The following is a 16,333-nucleotide window of genomic DNA, read 5'->3' as shown; positions in this document are numbered from 1 at the left end:
TAATGTATGTATCAAAGAGGGTTAAAAGATATTGTCGCAGTTCATACGAGTATCGCATCGGTTGAAGGAGACATTGGGGAACTAAGATATCGTGGAGTGAAAGTAGATAAATTAGTACCTAACTTATCATTTGAAGAACTGGCAAACTTTCTATGGACCGGAAACCAGATAAACAGCTATAATTCACTAAATGAAAGCAGAGAACTACCAGATTATATAAAATCCGTTATTGACTCGCTACCAAAAGAAATAGCGTTAATGGATGCTATGCGAACCGCAATTTCCTCCTATGCTCATAAAGATTTTAAAGAGAAACAAATAGAAGAACAAGCTGTGATTCTAACAACAGCTTTACCAATCATTATTGCTAGACATTATAGAAATCAACATAATCTTCCTATTATTGAGGCGGATCCATATCTATCTCACACTGCCAACTATTTATGGATGCTAAATGGGGAAGTACCAAGTGATGCGCAAGTGGAAGCGTTAGAAACATATTTAAAGCTGACAATGGAGCATGGATTAAATGCTTCTACATTTGCTGCAAGAGTAACAATATCTACTGAATCTGATTTAACAGCAGCGGTTACTTCTGCACTCGGTACGATGAAAGGACCACTACACGGCGGTGCACCATCAGGAGTCATTGATTTACTCAATGAATTTAAAGATCCTTCCACTATTCGAAGTGTTGTTGAGAAAAAAATCACCAATGGCGATAGAATAATGGGGTTTGGACATCGTGTATATAAAACCGAAGATCCTCGGTCAGTTTTGTTGCGTGAAAAATGTTTGAGCCTTCAAGGTAAAGACAGTTGGTTAGACTTAGCAACAATTGCTGAAAAAGAAATTATCAATCTACTTGCCGAACACAAACCAGGTCGTAAGCTGTATACGAATGTTGAATACTATGCTGCTGCCATCATGCGTTCCATCAATATGCCAGCAGAATTATTCACCCCGACATTTAGCGTAGCAAGAATGGTCGGTTGGACTGCACACTCGATTGAGCAGCTTGAAGATAATACCATCTTCCGTCCGCAATCTATATATGTTGGTGAAATTAAAGATAAATCACGTATCTAAATAAAACGCACGAAGAAAAACACCTTTTTTTTCGTGTGTTTTTCCATGGACATTAAACCCTATGGAATCTATTTAATTTGTCGAACTGTTAAGTATACTAGGTGTAGAGTACAGAAAAAAGACGATGAAAAATCGAATGAGGTGTTTGGAAAATGAAAAAAATATATATTATCAGACATTGTAAAGCAGAAGGGCAGGAAAAAAGCGCCAATTTAACTGTCGAAGGCTATGAACAGGCACTCAAACTAAGAGATTACTTTGAAAATATAACAATCGATAAAATAATAAGCAGTCATTTTGAAAGGGCTGTTCAAACAATTAAGCCATTAAGTGAGTTCAAAAAAATCCCCATTTTAAAAGATTCTAGACTTTCAGAGAGAATATTGAGCAGCGAAGATTACCCGGATTGGCTCGATAAACTTAAAATGACTTTTCAAGATAAAGATTTAACATTCGTCGGAGGAGAATCTAGTAATGAGGCACTCATTAGAATAAAAAATGTTTTAGAAGAAGTTTTAACTTCTCCTGACGAAAATATCATTCTCGTCACTCATGGTGCTATTATGTCCTTATTGTTAAACAGTTTTGATGAAAGGTTTGGATTTGAACAGTGGGCGAGTCTGTCGAATCCCGACATTTACATGGCTGACATACATGAGGAAGCTTTAAAATTTAAACGTTTACTTCATTAATTTTCTGTCAACATGTCTGCTGATCGCCTTTGAACCGATACTGTTTTATTACATGAACGTTTGGTGTTCTCTCACCAGACGTTCTTTTTAATACATCCTAATTCTACAACGATTCTAACATCACTTTTGTGTTTGTGGATCTAAAAGCGATCAATTCTAAAGAATGAAACGCCTCTTCGTAAATAAATAAATTTCACTTCTCGAAATATTTTCGCTGTTCCATCTTCCGAAATGTTCGAACATTTGCTAAAATAGTTAAGTCTTAATATGTAACATGGGGGATTAAACAGTGAGAATATTTTTAGATTTAGGTTGGTTCTTTAAAGAAAGGAAAAAGCAATACTTATTGGGTATTCTGATGCTCATGTTTGTAGCTTTTTTACAGCTGATTCCACCTAAAATTATCGGGTATGTGGTTGATGAAATTAGTTACGGTACGTTAACTGGTGGATTCTTAACAAAATGGCTTGTAATTTTAGCAGGATCAGCAATTGGTATGTACATTTTACGCTATTATTGGCGGATAATGATATTTGGTTCGTCTATTTTTTTAGCAAGGCAACTAAGAGAAAGATTGTTTCGCCATTTTACGAAGATGGCTCCGTCTTTTTATCAGAAAAAGCGGGTTGGAGATTTAATGGCGCATGCAACAAACGACTTATCCGCCGTTCAGCAAACGGCGGGTTCTGGAGTGCTCACACTTGTAGACTCTGTGACAACAGGTGGATTTGTGATAGCAGCAATGGCCATTACGATCAACTGGAAGCTGACATTAATCGCGCTCATCCCACTTCCACTTATGGCCATCTCAACAAGTTACTATGGTAAATTACTCCACCAACGTTTTCGATACGCACAGGAAGCATTTTCGAATTTAAATGACAAAGCACAAGAAAGTATTTCTGGGGTTAAAGTGATTAAAACGTTCGGGCAGGAAAAAGAAGATACAGAAGACTTCGTGCAATTATCACAGGAAGTTGTAGACAAAAATATACGAGTCGCTAAAGTAGATTCGTTGTTTGATCCAACTATCTCACTAATAGTAGGAATGTGTTTCTTCTTGTCTATTGTTTTTGGAACTCGTTTTATTTTAGCGGGAGAAATGTCCATTGGAGATTTATTTGCCTTTACATCCTATTTAGGGCTACTTGTTTGGCCAATGTTAGCATTTGGTTGGTTATTTAATATTGTAGAGCGGGGTAGCGCTTCCTATGATCGGATTACGAATTTATTAGATGAAGAGATTGAGATTGACGATAAATTAGGAGCCCTAGAAGAAACGCCGGAAGGGGATATTCAATTTCATATAGATGAATTTAAATTTCCAGGGGATGATCGGGCTGCACTACGTGATGTTCATTTCACACTAAAACGAGGTGAAACATTAGGAATTGTCGGTAAAACCGGAGCTGGGAAAACTGCTATACTAAAACTCCTTATGAGAGAGTTTGAAGGATATGAGGGACATATTGTATATGGAGATCATTCGATTGACGAATACAAAAAGCGGAGCTTGCGAGCAGCGATTGGATATGTACCACAAGACCATTTCTTATTTTCCACAACGGTCGCTGGGAATATTGCATTTGCAAATGCTGGGGCATCCCTAGAACAAGTACATGAAGCTGCGAAACTGGCGTATATTCATGAAGATATTTTACAATTCACAGATGGTTATAACACAGTAGTCGGAGAACGAGGCGTGTCGTTGTCAGGTGGACAGAAACAGCGTATTTCTATCGCACGAGCGCTAATGATGGAACCAGAACTACTTATCTTAGATGATTCATTGTCCGCAGTAGACGCGCGTACAGAAGAAGCCATTTTAGAAGCATTAAAAGCAAATCGCACGGACGAAACGACGATTATCACTTCCCATCGTTTAAGCGCCATACAACATGCCCATCAAATAATAGTTATGAGTGAAGGGACAATAGTTGAAAAAGGATCCCATGAACAATTGATGGAATTAAAAGGGATATACTTTGAAATGTATCAATTACAGCAACTAGAAACATTAGTGGAACTAGGAGGTGAGTTATAATGGATGACAAACAACCTCAGTTAACTGGGAAAGACCAATGGCAGGTTTTTAAACGATTACTTACGTATCTAAAACCACATACGAAAGTAATCGCCCTTGCATTATTTTTACTCATTTTGACGGTATTAGGAGATATACTTGGACCTTATTTGATCAAAACATTTATGGATGATTATTTAACCCCAAGAAGTTTTCCGACAGGTCCGATTGTAGGTCTTGCAGTAGGCTATATCATTATCCAAATAGGAAATATTATAGTTAGTTATTTTCAATTGATGAAGTTCCAAGAACTCGCGTTAAAAATTATTCAACAAATGCGTATTGATGTTTTTACAAAAGTGCATAAGCTTGGCATGCGATATTTTGACAAAGTACCTGCAGGAAGCATCGTCTCGCGTGTAACAAATGACACAGAAGCTATAAAAGATATGTTCGTAAGTGTATTAGTAGGATTTGTACAAAGTGGATTTTTAGTAATCGGTGTATATATTGCTATGTTTATTATGAATGTAAAATTGGCGCTTATAACCATTTTATTGTTACCAATTCTATTTTTAATCATTACAACATACAGGAAACATAGTTCAGTTGTGTACCAAGATTTGCGTGAGAGACTTAGTCAGCTAAATGCCAAACTTGCGGAATCATTGCAAGGTATGACAATGATTCAAGCATTCCGTCAGGAAGATAGATTACAAGATGAGTTTAATGAAATAAACGATAAGCATTGGAATGCAGGGAAGCGTAATATAAAGCTGGACAGTTTACTGCTTCGCCCAGCAATCGACTTAGTGTACGCTTTGGCAATTATTATTGTACTGAGTTATTTCGGGATCACCTCTATGGACAATATTGCAGAAGTCGGCGTTATTTATGCATTTGTCACTTATATTGATCGATTTTTTGAACCGATCAATCAAGTAATGCAACGCTTATCGATCTTCCAGCAAGCGATTGTGGCAGCCTCAAGGGTGTTTAAATTATTGGATGAAAGAGACTTGGCACCTTCCCAAAAGAATGTAGAAAATGCTAAAATTGAACAAGGAAAAATAGAATTTCAAAACGTCACATTTTCTTATGATGGTAAAAAAGACGTATTAAAAAACATATCTTTTACTGCCGAGCCTGGTCAAACGGTTGCTTTAGTAGGACATACGGGAAGCGGAAAAAGTTCTATAATAAACCTACTCATGCGTTTTTATGAGTTTGAACAAGGTGATATTAAAATCGATGGCTATTCGGTAAAAGATTTCAAAGTAGAAGAAATTCGGGAAAAAGTTGGTCTTGTCCTACAGGATCCCTTCTTATTCTACGGAGATATCGAAAATAACATCCGTTTACACGCCAAAGAGATGAGTGATGAGGAAGTAAGAGCAGCAGCGGAATTTGTTCAAGCGAATAACTTCATCGAAAAATTGCCGAACGGATACAACCAAAAAGTAACAGAAAGAGGTTCTACATTCTCGAGTGGACAAAGACAGCTTGTTGCATTTGCAAGGACCATTGCAACAAATCCAAAAGTGTTGGTATTAGATGAAGCAACTGCTAATATCGATACAGAGACAGAGGTAGCGATTCAGAGTAGTTTAGAAAAAATGAGGGCAGGTCGTACAACTATCGCAATAGCTCATCGTTTGAGTACTATTCAAGATGCAGAACTAATACTCGTATTGCATCATGGAGAAATAGTAGAACGTGGAACTCATCAACAGCTATTAAATGAAAAAGGTCTATACCATAAAATGTATTTACTTCAGAATGGTGTCGTAGGGGATATCGCTTAAAATAGTCAAAAAGCTGTCACAAGCAATTGTAGAGTCAAAGTGCGATAAATTTGGTACGATAGGGACAGTAATTCGGAAAGGAAGACAGCCGTGGGTACCGATCTTAATCTATTATTAGCATTTGGAGCAGGCTTTTTAAGCTTTATTTCGCCTTGTACATTGCCTTTATATCCTGCATTTTTATCTTATATTACTGGAATGTCACTAGAAGAAATCAAAACAGATAAAAAATTGATGCAAAGAAGAGGGATGCTACACACCTTATTCTTCTTATTAGGATTTTCCATCATATTTGTTGCATTAGGCTTTACATCAACATTCATCGGAACATTCTTCGTTCAATATGATCAACTAATACGCCAAATTGGTGCAATATTTATTATCGTTTTTGGTTTGATAGTTGTAGGAATTTTCAAGCCAGAGTTTTTAATGAAAGAAAAAAGATTACAATTTAAAAATCGTCCATCGGGTTATTTAGGGACAATGTTAATAGGATTAGCTTTTGCGGCTGGGTGGCAGCCTTGCACGGGTCCTATACTTGCTGCAGTATTTATCATGGCTGGATCGAACCCAGGTTCAGGGGTATTATACATGTTAGCGTACGTATTTGGATTTGCTATTCCATTTTTCGTATTATCTTTCTTTGTTACAAGACTTAATTGGATCCGATCAAATAGTCAATTGATCATGAAAATTGGCGGATATATAATGATTGCATTAGGATTATTATTATTTTTTGATGGTTTAACTTATATTATTCGTATTTTTAGTCCACTTTTTGGAGATTTTCTTGGATTTTAATGTGAGGGAGGCATGAGAATGGCAACAGTATTAGTAGTGGATGATGCAATCTTCATGCGAACGACGATAAAGCGAATGCTGGAAGAACATCAATTTGAAGTAATTGGTGAAGCATCTAATGGTCTAGAGGCAATTGATATGTATAAAAAATTATTACCGGATGTAGTGACTATGGATATTACAATGCCTGGCATGACAGGTATTGATGCTGTAAAAGCAATCATGGCTGAATATCCTCATGCAAAAATAGTCATGGTTACTGCCCTCGGCCAACAAAAGCTAATAGTAGACGCACTGGAATCCGGGGCGAAAGACTTTATTACAAAGCCATTTAACCCCGATCAAATTGTACAAGTATTGCATAATGTGACGGCCGAATCGTAATAAGATGTATATGAAGTGAAGGATATGGTGTATACAATGTTTGAAAAAATTTCACCCAATGTGATGATCATTGTTTCTACAGTATTTGCAATTGGAATGGGGATTTTAGTAACGACCATTCGTGCCAAATCAGCCAAACGTCCAGCTAATGTAAAAAAAATATTATTACCTCCGTTATTTATGTCTACTGGGGCTTTAATGTTCGTATTTCCGTTTTTCCGAGTAACTGGGATGGAAATTTTAGAAGCTTTAGTTGTTGGTATTTTGTTCTCGACCGTACTTATTTGGACATCCAAATTTGAACGAAGAGATGGGGACATTTATCTGAAACAATCGAAAGCGTTCATTTTTATTTTGTTTGGATTATTAATCGTCCGTATCATTGGCAAGCTAGTACTTAGCTCAACCGTTGATGTTGGGGCACTTAGTGGAATGTTTTGGATTTTGGCATTTGGAATGATTGTTCCTTGGAGAATTGCAATGTATTTACAATTTAAGAAAATACAAAAAGAAGCATAATAGTAATAGACAAAATGAAAAAGCGAGCATCCTTTTAATTAGGATACTCGCTTTTTCATTTTGTCTTGGGGATGTCTGCGGAAAGCTCGAAAAACTGTTCATAGGGAGAAACATCAATGTTTAGCTCCGCTAGTTTTTTTCGCAAAAACTTATGGTCTCGCTTTGGTGTAGCAATGATATAACCTCGAATTAATAGCTCCCGTGTTATAGCTGTCGCTTTTTCTTCTAAAGCCAATTGACCAATCTTGCCAGCAATTTTTTGTTTTGCAACTGGACGAAACAGCTCAGGTACCGGACTGACTAATTCATTTAAAAGACCTTTTTGGTCGTCGTTCCATAAATGTATCGTATTGTTGACATAATATTCTTCCCAATCTAACACAGACTTCCCATCATCTTTTGGTAATGCTTTTAGAAACTTTCGGAACATAAAAAATCCGCCAATTCCCATTAATGTTACCAATACCACTACCCAAAATAGGATAAACCATAGAAACCAACCACTTAACAATCTATTCACCTCAATCTTCTTATTCCTAGTATAAGATGTTCCGAAAAATATTTCACTAGGAATGTATCCTTTCTATTAAAAAAATTCTATCTACTAGTTGAAAGGTGGTGATACACATGGCAACTCTAGACCATAAACAAGCGGTACTAAAATTGATTTATGAAGCAGGATTGACAGAGGACGGAAAGATAAAGTTAAAATCAAAATCCTATCGTAATATCCGTGCTGCAGCAACCGCAGATCAGCTTGAAACAGTGGCATCTGCATTATCTATTTTTTCTAACAGTCCTTTTATCGGTGCAGAAAAAATTGAAACAATGAGCCTAAACTAATGAGAAGGAGGAAAAGTTATGTCAAAAGTATTGCAGTTGCAATTTGAAGCAGCAAATGGAAAGAACTTCATGCTTACAGTTGATGACCCGAAGGAATCGTTAACTCCGCAAGAAGTGGAAACAGGCATGCAAGCCATTATTAATAGTAATGTCTTCCATGTAGACGCAATTCCACTCACTGTTGTAAAAAGCGCAAAAGTAATGGAACGCAATGTAACAACAATTATTTAACACTTTAAAGACTCTCCGTATAGTGGAGGGTCTTTTTTTAAAAGGAGATGATTTAGATGGAACAGTGGCTTACTATTATTCAGGATGTGGGCTTTCCGATATTCGTATCATTTTATTTGATGCACCGTGTGGAAAGCAAACTAGAAGAAATTAAAAATGCACTGTTATCCTTAAAATAACTCTCTTTTCACAAAACTGTTGGATTAAAAAGAGACAATGTAGTTGAACGAAGCTAGTTGTTTCGTTAAGATTAAGCTATCAATAGAAAAGAGAGGTCTCATAAATGAAAAAATTATTTGCTATTCTCTCCATATCATTGCTCGTTCTTGCGGGATGTGGAAGTAGTGGGAAATTCGAAGCCCAGACCAACTGGGATGTAGATGACTTCACCTATGAAAACCAACGTGGAGAAGCTGTTTCTTTAGAAGACTTAAAGGGAACTGTTTGGCTAGCAGACTTTATTTATACGAATTGTACTACAGAGTGTCCTTTAATGACGTTTAATATGAGCGATGTCCAAAAGGCGCTTAAAGAAAAAGGGATAGAAGATTATAAAATTATTTCATTTTCTATAGATCCAGATACTGATACGCCTGATGTCCTCAAAGAATATTTAGCAAACTATGAGGTACCAGATGAGAGTAAATGGGAGCTGCTAACAGGTTATAAACAAGAAGAAATCAAGAAATTTGCAGCAGATTCTTTCAAAACAGCAGCTATAAAAGATCCTAATACAAATGAAGTAATGCATGGGGTTTCTTTCTTTTTAGTAAATCAAGAAGGAAAAGTAGTTAAAAATTATAATGGTAAAGAAGATGTTCCAAAAGAAGAAATCGTTATGGATGTGGAAGCTTTAATCGAAGATGGAAAATAAAATTTAAATACGAATATTAAAAAGACTATCAATCCGTATTGGATTTGATAGTCTTTTTTAGAAAGATTAAAAGTTCAGAACGAAAGAAACAAGAATTACAGGACAGACACGCTGGCCCAAGCACGATGAAGCAGAAATACATGAACATTGAGCATTATATTTTTTATATATTGTTCTGCTTCTTCAATAAATCTCTAATTTCTTCAAGTAGAACCTCCTTAGAATCAACAGGAGGGGCCTCTTTGGTTGCCTCCACAACATCTTTTTTATGTTTAAATTTGGATAACAGACGTATAAACATAAAGATAGAAAAAGCAATAACTAGAAAGTCGAATACGGATTGGATGAAATTTCCGTATAAAATGTCTTTGTAAGCTAATGATGTAAAGTCAACATCGTTTAATAGCAAGCCTATTATTGGCATAATGATATTTTCGACGAGTGAGGAAACAATCTTACTGAATGCGGCTCCAATCACAACTGCTACTGCCAAATCGAGTACATTTCCTTTAAAAGCAAATTCTTTGAAGTCTTTCCACATATATTGTCACCTCCATAGACCATACTACAAAAATACGATTGCATTGTATAGTGCCTATTTACATTTAAGTCTACTGTTTCAAATGAAAATATGCTATGGTGTTCCTATAGGTAGCTTTATCAAAAATACATAGAATATGGCAACCGTTACAAATCCATTAGCAAAAAGTATCGAGTGGAATAGGGGAATACTACAAGATGAAACAGAAAAAGAGCATGTCCTCTAAAACAAAAGTTTGGATAATACTATTATTGCTTCCATTTACCATCACAGTTTATGTATTAGCGATTATTGGGTGGCATGAACTTCAAAAAATACCCGCGGTTAAAGAATGGACTGTAGCTATTCAACAAGGAGCTTATTCCCTTAATAATAAATTAGATATTCCTGATGAATATATTGCTATTTATAAAAAAGCGGAAGAGACATATGGGGTGCCTTGGACATTGCTTGCGGCACATCATCGAATCGAAACAAAATTTTCGACAATGGATCCCCTCCTTTCTCCAGTAGGAGCAGAAGGACATATGCAATTTATGCCTTGTACTTTCGTGGGTTGGTCGCATCCTAGTTGTGGTGGACTAGGAAAAGGAGAAATTTCTAAGGAAGACAAAGTGAATCCAGAAGTGATTGCAAAGTATGGAGGGTATGGAGTAGATGCAAATGAGGACGGAATCGCTGACCCATATGACTTGGAAGATGCTATTTTCAGTGCAGCTAATTATTTAGCTGCGAGTGGAGCTGCAGACGGAGAATTAGAAAAGGCTATTTTTAATTACAATCATAGTGATAAATATGTAAAAGACGTGTTACACTTTTACCATTTATATGAAAGCCAGTTACAAGAAATCCAGGCTGCAGCGGCTTTAGAAACGAAAAAAAAGGAAGGACTCTAATACAGATGTCCTTCCTTTTGTATTCCTATTATTTACGCATGGATTTTAATATTAGGCTTAAAATAAATACTAAAATAATGGCACCGATTAGAGCTGGGATAATTGCCATATCCCAAACAACTGGGCCAAAGTCTGGGAAGATTAATCCACCAATCCAAGCACCAATAATACCCGCTATAATATTACCGATTATCCCGCCTGGAATATCTTTACCTAAAATTAATCCTGCCAACCATCCAATAATACCACCGATTATTAAATATAAAATGAATCCCATTTTTAATTCATCTCCTTAAAATTGTTTTATAACTCTACTCTTTATATAACCATCAAGGAGAAAAGCTAAACATTCATCAATTATTTTTTATTACTAAAGCACCCATTGTGTTAGCGAATTTCCTAAAAACCACTTATGGGCTTCATCCATATTCGGCCTATAATGCACGACTTGGAATATACCGAATACTATGAGTAGAAAATAATTTTGTTTTTCATGCAAAAATATCTGGAAAAAGATCAAATCATTTCTAGACAAATGTAGATTAGTGAGTGATACAATCGCTTGTTCGATTAATTCTTCTGGCTTGCCAGAGGTAAGTGTTAGTTCATTTAAAACAAATATTGACTGTATAATCGCCAACAAGTTAAGCCTTTTTGATTATGTAACATCTACTGTATTCTTTCTTCTCATATGAATAAATGAGAATGAAAATCTACTAAAAATTCAGAAATTAAAGCTCGAAATATTTTGCATTTGAGAAAAAAGAGGAATATAATAAAAAAAAAGGAGTGGAGAATATGGACATTAAAATGACAAAAAAGCTAAATAAGCAAGGGGTATGGTTCGCGATTCTCCATACTATATTCATCTTAAATCTAGCAGCAGATATTTTTTCTATTCACTAGAAAAGAAGCAAACAAATCATGAGCGGCATATAGCCGCTCTTTTTTTCTTTATTTGTCTATAATCCACCATAAAAACAACCAGCCTTAATTATATATTCAGGCTGGTTGTTTTCTTCTATTTGACTGTTCCACTTTCAAAATTATCTTCTGCATAATACATATTTTTCACTAAAATATTAGGGCCTAAGCATTTGACAGCTGGACAATGGCAGTTGAGTGATTTTGAAAGTGGAGAAGCTAACCATTTATCAAATATTAAAGGAAGTGTATCCGTTTGAATATTTCCGAGGCGTGGTGCGTCCCCAAAATCTGTTACAATCACTTCACCTGAAAAAATGTTCACGTTTAATCTAGATCTTCCGTCTGGATCGTTGCGGACGGATACATTTTTGCTATTTTTTAATTTGTTTAAAAGCTGTAGACTTCTTTCATTTTGACTACAAGGATAAAATGGCAATGTACCAAATAGCATCCACGTGTCTTCATCCCGAAAATTTAATATTTTCTCAATCGCATCATGTGTTTCATCTAACGTAAGCGTAGTAAGCGCACTAGCAAAATCGGACGGATACATCCGAAGGTATAAATCTTGTAAGTGGATAAACCTTGTGGTATCATAGGATTTGATTAATTAGGGGAGGTTAAATTGTGAGCAAATCGACGCAAAAACAAAAGAAGCTTGTTATCATCTACGCTCGTAAGTCTAGAATAAAAAATGATGACGCAATGGAGATAGAACGCCAAATAGAACTTTGCACTAAATACGCTAATGCTAACGATTTAGAATATATAATTATATCAGAAGAAGGAAGCTCAGAGGATTGGGAAGGAAGGAAAGAACTTCAACGGATGTTGAGTCTGTTGAGAACTAATTTATATGATGGCGTTCTAGTGACCGATCAGGATAGAATCGCTCGTGATTCAGTTGATTTTGGATTGTTTAAACGACTCTGTAGAGAAGTGGGTCTATATCTTTATACTTTAAACAAAGTGTACAATTTCATGAATGATGATGACGATTTCATTACAGGAATTCAAGCTGAAATAGACAACCAATTTATGCGAGTAACGAAAAGAAAACTAATGCGTGGCAGAGTACAAGCATTAGGAAAAGGAATTTATTTTGGTGTAGCTCCTTATGGATATGATAAAGATAAGGATAAAAAACTAGTTCCTAATCCAGTAGAGTCCAAAGTAGTCCAAACCATATTCGATATGTTAGTAAATAAAGGTAAGAATGCTGTTGAAATATCAGAGACACTAAATCTGATGGGAATGAAAACAAGAGAGAACAAAGAATTCACTAATCGCTCAGTTTATTATATCATAAGTAATATAGTATATACTGGTAAATTGGAATACCAATTAAAAAATCAAGAATTAATAGAAGTATATGATGCACACCCAGCTATTATCACAAAAGATTTATTTAATGCAGCACAAGCAATGAGATTGGAAAGAAGAGTAGTTCCTCAGAATATTAAAAGAGGGAAATATATGCTTTCAAAGCTTGTAAAATGTTCGGAATGTCTAACGACACTATCTTTTTGTTATCACTACACAACCAAAGAGTCAGCACGTAACTTAGACAAAAGTAAGAGACAGTTATATTTTTTGAATTGCTATTCTTCGCTTTCTTCAGTAAAAAAACAACAGCTAAAGAAAGAAAATAGATGTAAATGCACTGGAATAAAAGCCTCTCGAATAGAAGAAGTGGTTTTTAAGGCTCTAGAAAAACAACTCTCAGTATTAGACAACGAAATAGCTATTCTTCTAGAAGATGGAGACGATTTTTTCAACGGAATCAATGATAAAATTCAAGCATATAACACTAGGCTTTCCAAGCTAAGCGAAGAAAAGAAAAAAGTTCAAGAGGGTTGGTCTATTGGAATATTCGACGCAGACGAAGCAAAAGAAAAAATAGATGAGATAAAAAATCAGCAATTATTAGTGGAAACCAAAATAAAAGAGATCGAAAAAATAGATACATCAGTCGAGATAAATAGAAAAAATGAGATGAAGGAAAAAATTCTTGGCTTATTATCAGAAGATACATTAGACGCAGAGAAAACGAACAGCACTCTTAGAGAAGTTATCGAGCAGATATACTACTACAAAGAAGAGTCAGATTTATCCGCCATCAATTATTATCCCGATTTTAAATGCAGTATTATCTTCAAATAATATAAAAGGAGCTAACAAATATGAGGGCAACGTTTGTAGACGCCAGAAAGAAAGATTGGATGAAGTAAGAAATGACAATAAGAAATAAATCATTATTCAATAGGAAGATACAATGTGTACACTGCTTAAAATTTTACAAGAAAAAGCTAGAGAGAGGTAAGGTGAAGTACATTTGCAGTAACTACGATAATTTTGGCAAGTGCGTTCGCATTCCAATTGAAGAAGAATATTTAGTGGAATTAATTGAGAATAGATTAAATGTAAAAGTGGACAGGCAGGCAATAGAGGAACATATAGAATTGATTAAAATTGAAGATGCTCATTTATTTGAAATACTTATCAAAGATCAAGAGTCTATTTTATTCTCTCGGAATGGAATTAGATACTAATTCATTTTAGGGTGACATTATAGAAATGTTGGGAAATTCAATTTGAATAGGAGGGAGGTTGAGTATACATTATAGTTGAATACGCATAAAAAGAAAGGGTGACAGAAAATCACCCTTTTTGTGTTCTTTCAATCATTGTTGACATCAATCTTATTAAACTTTTCTGCTAATAGTTCTCTCGTAAAACCACTAAATGACTCTGATGACATTAAGACTTTCTTTAATAATAACATTTGACGTTCGCTGTCTCGCCTAAAAGTGACGCTTTGAGTGATATACTTTCCTTTACCTTTTTTCATCATTTCTTCTATTAAAGCATCTACTTCTTCTTCTGATCGAATGTACATTAAATAATATCTCACCCCTTTAGTCCATTCTAAATTAATCTATATTAGAAATCTAGGCTATTTAATTTACTATCCAAGTCTATCTCGGTATCCTCTATTCCTTCTTCCGTTGGTGGAGGTGGGGATATATCCAATGGCGCAATATTTGACTTTGGTTTGACTTCAGTTAGTAATTCATTTGACTTCGGTTTGTCTTCTAATTGTAATTCATTTGAAGTTGCCCATAGACCGCTTATTATTAGCTTGCGTATAAATCTCGCTCTATCTTTAGTTGGCACTTCCATCAGTATATCATCGAGCCATTTAGTTTCTCTAGTAGTACGAAAAGTATATTGTTTAGCCAAATTTACGCACTCCCCATTTATGATACCCATTAACTACTGCCCATTGAGCATCATCTAAAAGTTCGATGTTTGGGAATTGTGGCAGAATATACGGAGCTAGAGCTATCCCTCCACCGCCAGCTAAGAGGATATGGTCAATCTCATGAATAGCCTTCCATTTGTTTGTCAACTCAGCTAGAAATTGTGTAGCAGTATTTTTATAAGCCCAATCAATTGTTTGCTGCATAGGGTAAACTTTGCCTTTATTTCTAAAATATTTAGTCTGTACAATATGCTCAATAGAGTGAAGAGGTAGTAGTATTCCATAGCGCTCCTCTATTACATTGGAAATAAGATTATATGAATGATTCATAGCTGTTTTAGTAGAAAATGTTAACTTTTCTACTGGAGACAATGAACTAGCAACATATACATCTGTAGTTCCGAATCCTGGATCTATGACAGCCACAGTCTTACCTGCAAGTGTTTTATCTTGTATAGAGCCATCATTGGCTAATACTCGATCCAGTAATGCTCCGAATGGCTGAGGTAAGAAAGTACCCTCATTGATTCTAACGCCTCCTTTGATTAATATTCCATTGTTATGAACCTCATAATTGTGAGTTTTACCTAGAAAGAGACTGCTAATGTTATCTTTGTATACATCGTAATGACTTACAGGTAATCCTGATACCACTTTAGTATCTACGAAGTCTTGACCTAAGCCTAATGCAAACGCTGTTTTAACAAGTACCTCTGTAGCTTCACTACTAAACCTATTATCCTCTAAAGAATGTATAACGATGTCAGATTGGTCAATTGCTAAATCTGATACGAAGTATTCTTGCATCCCAACTCTAGACTGAAGACGGTCTGTATTCTCTTTCTTAAATCCCATGTCCAGGTCAGCGAACCTTTGCTTTTTTGCATTGCCAACTACAGACTTCATTATTATACGTTTTCCATTAATAATAGCCTTTGTATAAAGAAAACCTAAATCAATTGCAGAAATTGTCTCCTTACATCCTTCTGATGTTTGGTTTCTTAGTAATTCTACACTCATCACTTCATCTCCTTTTAATTTTTAAGATTTCTTTTGAATAATTCATAATATGCTCCAAAACAAATTAAATTACAGCTAACAAATGGGATGAATGGCTTCTACTATTGAATAGCAACCTAATATTCTTTTTTATTTTGAATTAATCTTAAATGTTTTGAATCGTTTTGGAATATCCTTAATATAACCCACATATGATGCGTTATACAAGTAAAAAGTTAAGAAGTATTCAAAAGTATTAAGAAGTATTTTTAAATAATGCAGTGACAATCCGAAAGTGAGATGAATCACCAATATGCGAAATATCAGTCTTTGCTATTCCTATTAAGTGTCCAAATGGGTGTCTAAATAATAGTTAGGACACTTAAAACATGACAAAGCCAACCACATCAATAACCTACAGAAATTCCAATTTGCCGATTTTAT

Annotated in this window: 21 protein-coding genes and 1 pseudogene; 14 read left to right on the top strand and 8 right to left on the bottom strand. The window is 35.3% G+C overall.

The window, feature by feature from the left end; genetic code table 11:
- Positions 1-6: 6 nt before the first annotated feature.
- The 7 genes from FS486_RS04210 to FS486_RS04180 all read left to right on the top strand — a co-directional run bounded on the left by FS486_RS04210 (position 7) and on the right by FS486_RS04180 (position 7,313).
- Positions 7-1,089, top strand: coding sequence for a citrate/2-methylcitrate synthase (locus tag FS486_RS04210; protein WP_144510050.1), 1,083 nt, complete (start codon positions 7-9; stop codon positions 1,087-1,089).
- 152 nt (positions 1,090-1,241) lie between these two features.
- A complete protein-coding gene (locus FS486_RS04205) occupies positions 1,242-1,781 on the top strand; it encodes a histidine phosphatase family protein (RefSeq protein ID WP_144510049.1) in 540 nt (179 codons plus the stop codon).
- Positions 1,782-2,070: 289 nt separating this feature from the next.
- Positions 2,071-3,825 carry an ABC transporter transmembrane domain-containing protein gene (locus FS486_RS04200; protein WP_144510047.1) on the top strand — a complete coding sequence of 585 codons (1,755 nt, stop codon included), beginning with the start codon at positions 2,071-2,073 and terminating at the stop codon, positions 3,823-3,825.
- The gene (locus tag FS486_RS04195) at positions 3,825-5,609 is read left to right on the top strand and encodes an ABC transporter ATP-binding protein (protein ID WP_144510045.1); all 1,785 of its coding nucleotides are present in this window, start codon (positions 3,825-3,827) and stop codon (positions 5,607-5,609) included. The genes FS486_RS04200 and FS486_RS04195 overlap by 1 nt, the downstream gene beginning before the upstream one ends.
- Positions 5,610-5,699: 90 nt before the next feature.
- Positions 5,700-6,410, top strand: a complete 711-nt coding sequence (locus FS486_RS04190; RefSeq protein ID WP_144510044.1) for a cytochrome c biogenesis CcdA family protein — start codon at positions 5,700-5,702, stop codon at positions 6,408-6,410.
- An 18-nt stretch (positions 6,411-6,428) separates the two neighbouring features.
- Positions 6,429-6,794, top strand: a complete 366-nt coding sequence (locus tag FS486_RS04185) for a response regulator (RefSeq protein WP_144510042.1) — start codon at positions 6,429-6,431, stop codon at positions 6,792-6,794.
- 36 nt (positions 6,795-6,830) lie between these two features.
- On the top strand, positions 6,831-7,313 hold the full coding sequence (locus FS486_RS04180) for a CcdC family protein (protein WP_144510040.1): 483 nt from the start codon (positions 6,831-6,833) through the stop codon (positions 7,311-7,313).
- Between the two features lie 55 nt (positions 7,314-7,368).
- Here FS486_RS04180 and FS486_RS04175 read toward each other — a convergent pair whose 3' ends face one another.
- Complete coding sequence (locus FS486_RS04175) at positions 7,369-7,824, bottom strand: DUF2621 domain-containing protein (RefSeq protein ID WP_144510216.1); 456 nt, start codon at positions 7,822-7,824, stop codon at positions 7,369-7,371.
- Between the two features lie 116 nt (positions 7,825-7,940).
- On the opposite strand from FS486_RS04175, the gene FS486_RS04170 reads away from it, so the two are divergent.
- From FS486_RS04170 to FS486_RS04155, 4 genes are all read left to right on the top strand, one after another.
- Entirely contained in the window at positions 7,941-8,156 is a 216-nt protein-coding gene (locus tag FS486_RS04170) for a DUF1659 domain-containing protein (protein WP_144510039.1), read from the top strand.
- An 18-nt stretch (positions 8,157-8,174) separates the two neighbouring features.
- The gene (locus FS486_RS04165; protein WP_144510037.1) at positions 8,175-8,387 is read left to right on the top strand and encodes a DUF2922 domain-containing protein; all 213 of its coding nucleotides are present in this window, start codon (positions 8,175-8,177) and stop codon (positions 8,385-8,387) included.
- A gap of 56 nt (positions 8,388-8,443) precedes the next feature.
- Entirely contained in the window at positions 8,444-8,566 is a 123-nt protein-coding gene (locus tag FS486_RS04160) for a YvrJ family protein (protein ID WP_144510036.1), read from the top strand.
- Positions 8,567-8,670: 104 nt separating this feature from the next.
- Positions 8,671-9,261: an SCO family protein gene (locus tag FS486_RS04155; RefSeq protein ID WP_144510034.1), complete on the top strand. Its 591-nt coding sequence runs from the start codon at positions 8,671-8,673 to the stop codon at positions 9,259-9,261.
- 163 nt (positions 9,262-9,424) lie between these two features.
- Here the strand turns inward: FS486_RS04155 and mscL are convergent, their stop codons facing one another.
- Positions 9,425-9,802: a large conductance mechanosensitive channel protein MscL gene (gene mscL / locus FS486_RS04150; protein WP_144510033.1), complete on the bottom strand. Its 378-nt coding sequence runs from the start codon at positions 9,800-9,802 to the stop codon at positions 9,425-9,427.
- Between the two features lie 197 nt (positions 9,803-9,999).
- On the opposite strand from mscL, the gene FS486_RS04145 reads away from it, so the two are divergent.
- The gene (locus FS486_RS04145; RefSeq protein ID WP_144510031.1) at positions 10,000-10,698 is read left to right on the top strand and encodes a lytic transglycosylase domain-containing protein; all 699 of its coding nucleotides are present in this window, start codon (positions 10,000-10,002) and stop codon (positions 10,696-10,698) included.
- A 28-nt stretch (positions 10,699-10,726) separates the two neighbouring features.
- On the opposite strand, the gene FS486_RS04140 is transcribed toward FS486_RS04145, so the two are convergent.
- The 3 genes and pseudogenes from FS486_RS04140 to FS486_RS04130 form a co-directional block, all read right to left on the bottom strand.
- A complete protein-coding gene (locus FS486_RS04140; protein ID WP_144510030.1) occupies positions 10,727-10,975 on the bottom strand; it encodes a GlsB/YeaQ/YmgE family stress response membrane protein in 249 nt (82 codons plus the stop codon).
- A 93-nt stretch (positions 10,976-11,068) separates the two neighbouring features.
- A complete protein-coding gene (locus FS486_RS04135) occupies positions 11,069-11,338 on the bottom strand; it encodes a hypothetical protein (RefSeq protein ID WP_144510028.1) in 270 nt (89 codons plus the stop codon).
- A gap of 381 nt (positions 11,339-11,719) precedes the next feature.
- Positions 11,720-12,178 (bottom strand): annotated as a pseudogene (locus tag FS486_RS04130) (radical SAM/CxCxxxxC motif protein YfkAB); the annotation flags it as partial.
- Between the two features lie 74 nt (positions 12,179-12,252).
- Here FS486_RS04130 and FS486_RS04125 point away from each other — a divergent pair.
- A complete protein-coding gene (locus tag FS486_RS04125) occupies positions 12,253-13,788 on the top strand; it encodes a recombinase family protein (RefSeq protein WP_260858011.1) in 1,536 nt (511 codons plus the stop codon).
- A gap of 161 nt (positions 13,789-13,949) precedes the next feature.
- Entirely contained in the window at positions 13,950-14,177 is a 228-nt protein-coding gene (locus tag FS486_RS04120) for a hypothetical protein (RefSeq protein ID WP_144510025.1), read from the top strand.
- A 128-nt stretch (positions 14,178-14,305) separates the two neighbouring features.
- Here FS486_RS04120 and FS486_RS04115 read toward each other — a convergent pair whose 3' ends face one another.
- Genes FS486_RS04115 through FS486_RS04105 form a run of 3 tightly spaced genes read right to left on the bottom strand, consistent with a single transcriptional unit; the run spans position 14,306 to position 15,910 of the window.
- On the bottom strand, positions 14,306-14,524 hold the full coding sequence (locus tag FS486_RS04115) for a hypothetical protein (protein ID WP_144510023.1): 219 nt from the start codon (positions 14,522-14,524) through the stop codon (positions 14,306-14,308).
- A gap of 44 nt (positions 14,525-14,568) precedes the next feature.
- Complete coding sequence (locus FS486_RS04110; protein ID WP_144510022.1) at positions 14,569-14,868, bottom strand: hypothetical protein; 300 nt, start codon at positions 14,866-14,868, stop codon at positions 14,569-14,571.
- Entirely contained in the window at positions 14,861-15,910 is a 1,050-nt protein-coding gene (locus FS486_RS04105) for a ParM/StbA family protein (RefSeq protein ID WP_144510020.1), read from the bottom strand. The genes FS486_RS04110 and FS486_RS04105 overlap by 8 nt, the downstream gene beginning before the upstream one ends.
- Positions 15,911-16,333: the final 423 nt, after the last annotated feature.

This window comes from Bacillus sp. FJAT-22090, assembly GCF_007676755.1.
Lineage (GTDB): Bacteria > Bacillota > Bacilli > Bacillales_A > Planococcaceae > Psychrobacillus.
This window is presented reverse-complemented; position numbering and strand designations above follow the sequence as displayed.

Bases quoted from the DNA above. Each gene is read 5' to 3' on its own strand.
- FS486_RS04210 (WP_144510050.1), top strand. From the start codon at position 7: ATGTATCAAAGAGGGTTAAAAGATATTGTCGCAGTTCATACGAGTATC.
- FS486_RS04205 (WP_144510049.1), top strand. From the start codon at position 1,242: ATGAAAAAAATATATATTATCAGACATTGTAAAGCAGAAGGGCAGGAA.
- FS486_RS04195 (WP_144510045.1), top strand. From the start codon at position 3,825: ATGGATGACAAACAACCTCAGTTAACTGGGAAAGACCAATGGCAGGTT.
- FS486_RS04185 (WP_144510042.1), top strand. From the start codon at position 6,429: ATGGCAACAGTATTAGTAGTGGATGATGCAATCTTCATGCGAACGACG.
- FS486_RS04180 (WP_144510040.1), top strand. From the start codon at position 6,831: ATGTTTGAAAAAATTTCACCCAATGTGATGATCATTGTTTCTACAGTA.
- FS486_RS04170 (WP_144510039.1), top strand. From the start codon at position 7,941: ATGGCAACTCTAGACCATAAACAAGCGGTACTAAAATTGATTTATGAA.
- FS486_RS04165 (WP_144510037.1), top strand. From the start codon at position 8,175: ATGTCAAAAGTATTGCAGTTGCAATTTGAAGCAGCAAATGGAAAGAAC.
- FS486_RS04160 (WP_144510036.1), top strand. From the start codon at position 8,444: ATGGAACAGTGGCTTACTATTATTCAGGATGTGGGCTTTCCGATATTC.
- FS486_RS04155 (WP_144510034.1), top strand. From the start codon at position 8,671: ATGAAAAAATTATTTGCTATTCTCTCCATATCATTGCTCGTTCTTGCG.
- mscL (WP_144510033.1), bottom strand. From the start codon at position 9,802: ATGTGGAAAGACTTCAAAGAATTTGCTTTTAAAGGAAATGTACTCGAT.
- FS486_RS04145 (WP_144510031.1), top strand. From the start codon at position 10,000: ATGAAACAGAAAAAGAGCATGTCCTCTAAAACAAAAGTTTGGATAATA.
- FS486_RS04140 (WP_144510030.1), bottom strand. From the start codon at position 10,975: ATGGGATTCATTTTATATTTAATAATCGGTGGTATTATTGGATGGTTG.
- FS486_RS04115 (WP_144510023.1), bottom strand. From the start codon at position 14,524: ATGTACATTCGATCAGAAGAAGAAGTAGATGCTTTAATAGAAGAAATG.
- FS486_RS04105 (WP_144510020.1), bottom strand. From the start codon at position 15,910: ATGAGTGTAGAATTACTAAGAAACCAAACATCAGAAGGATGTAAGGAG.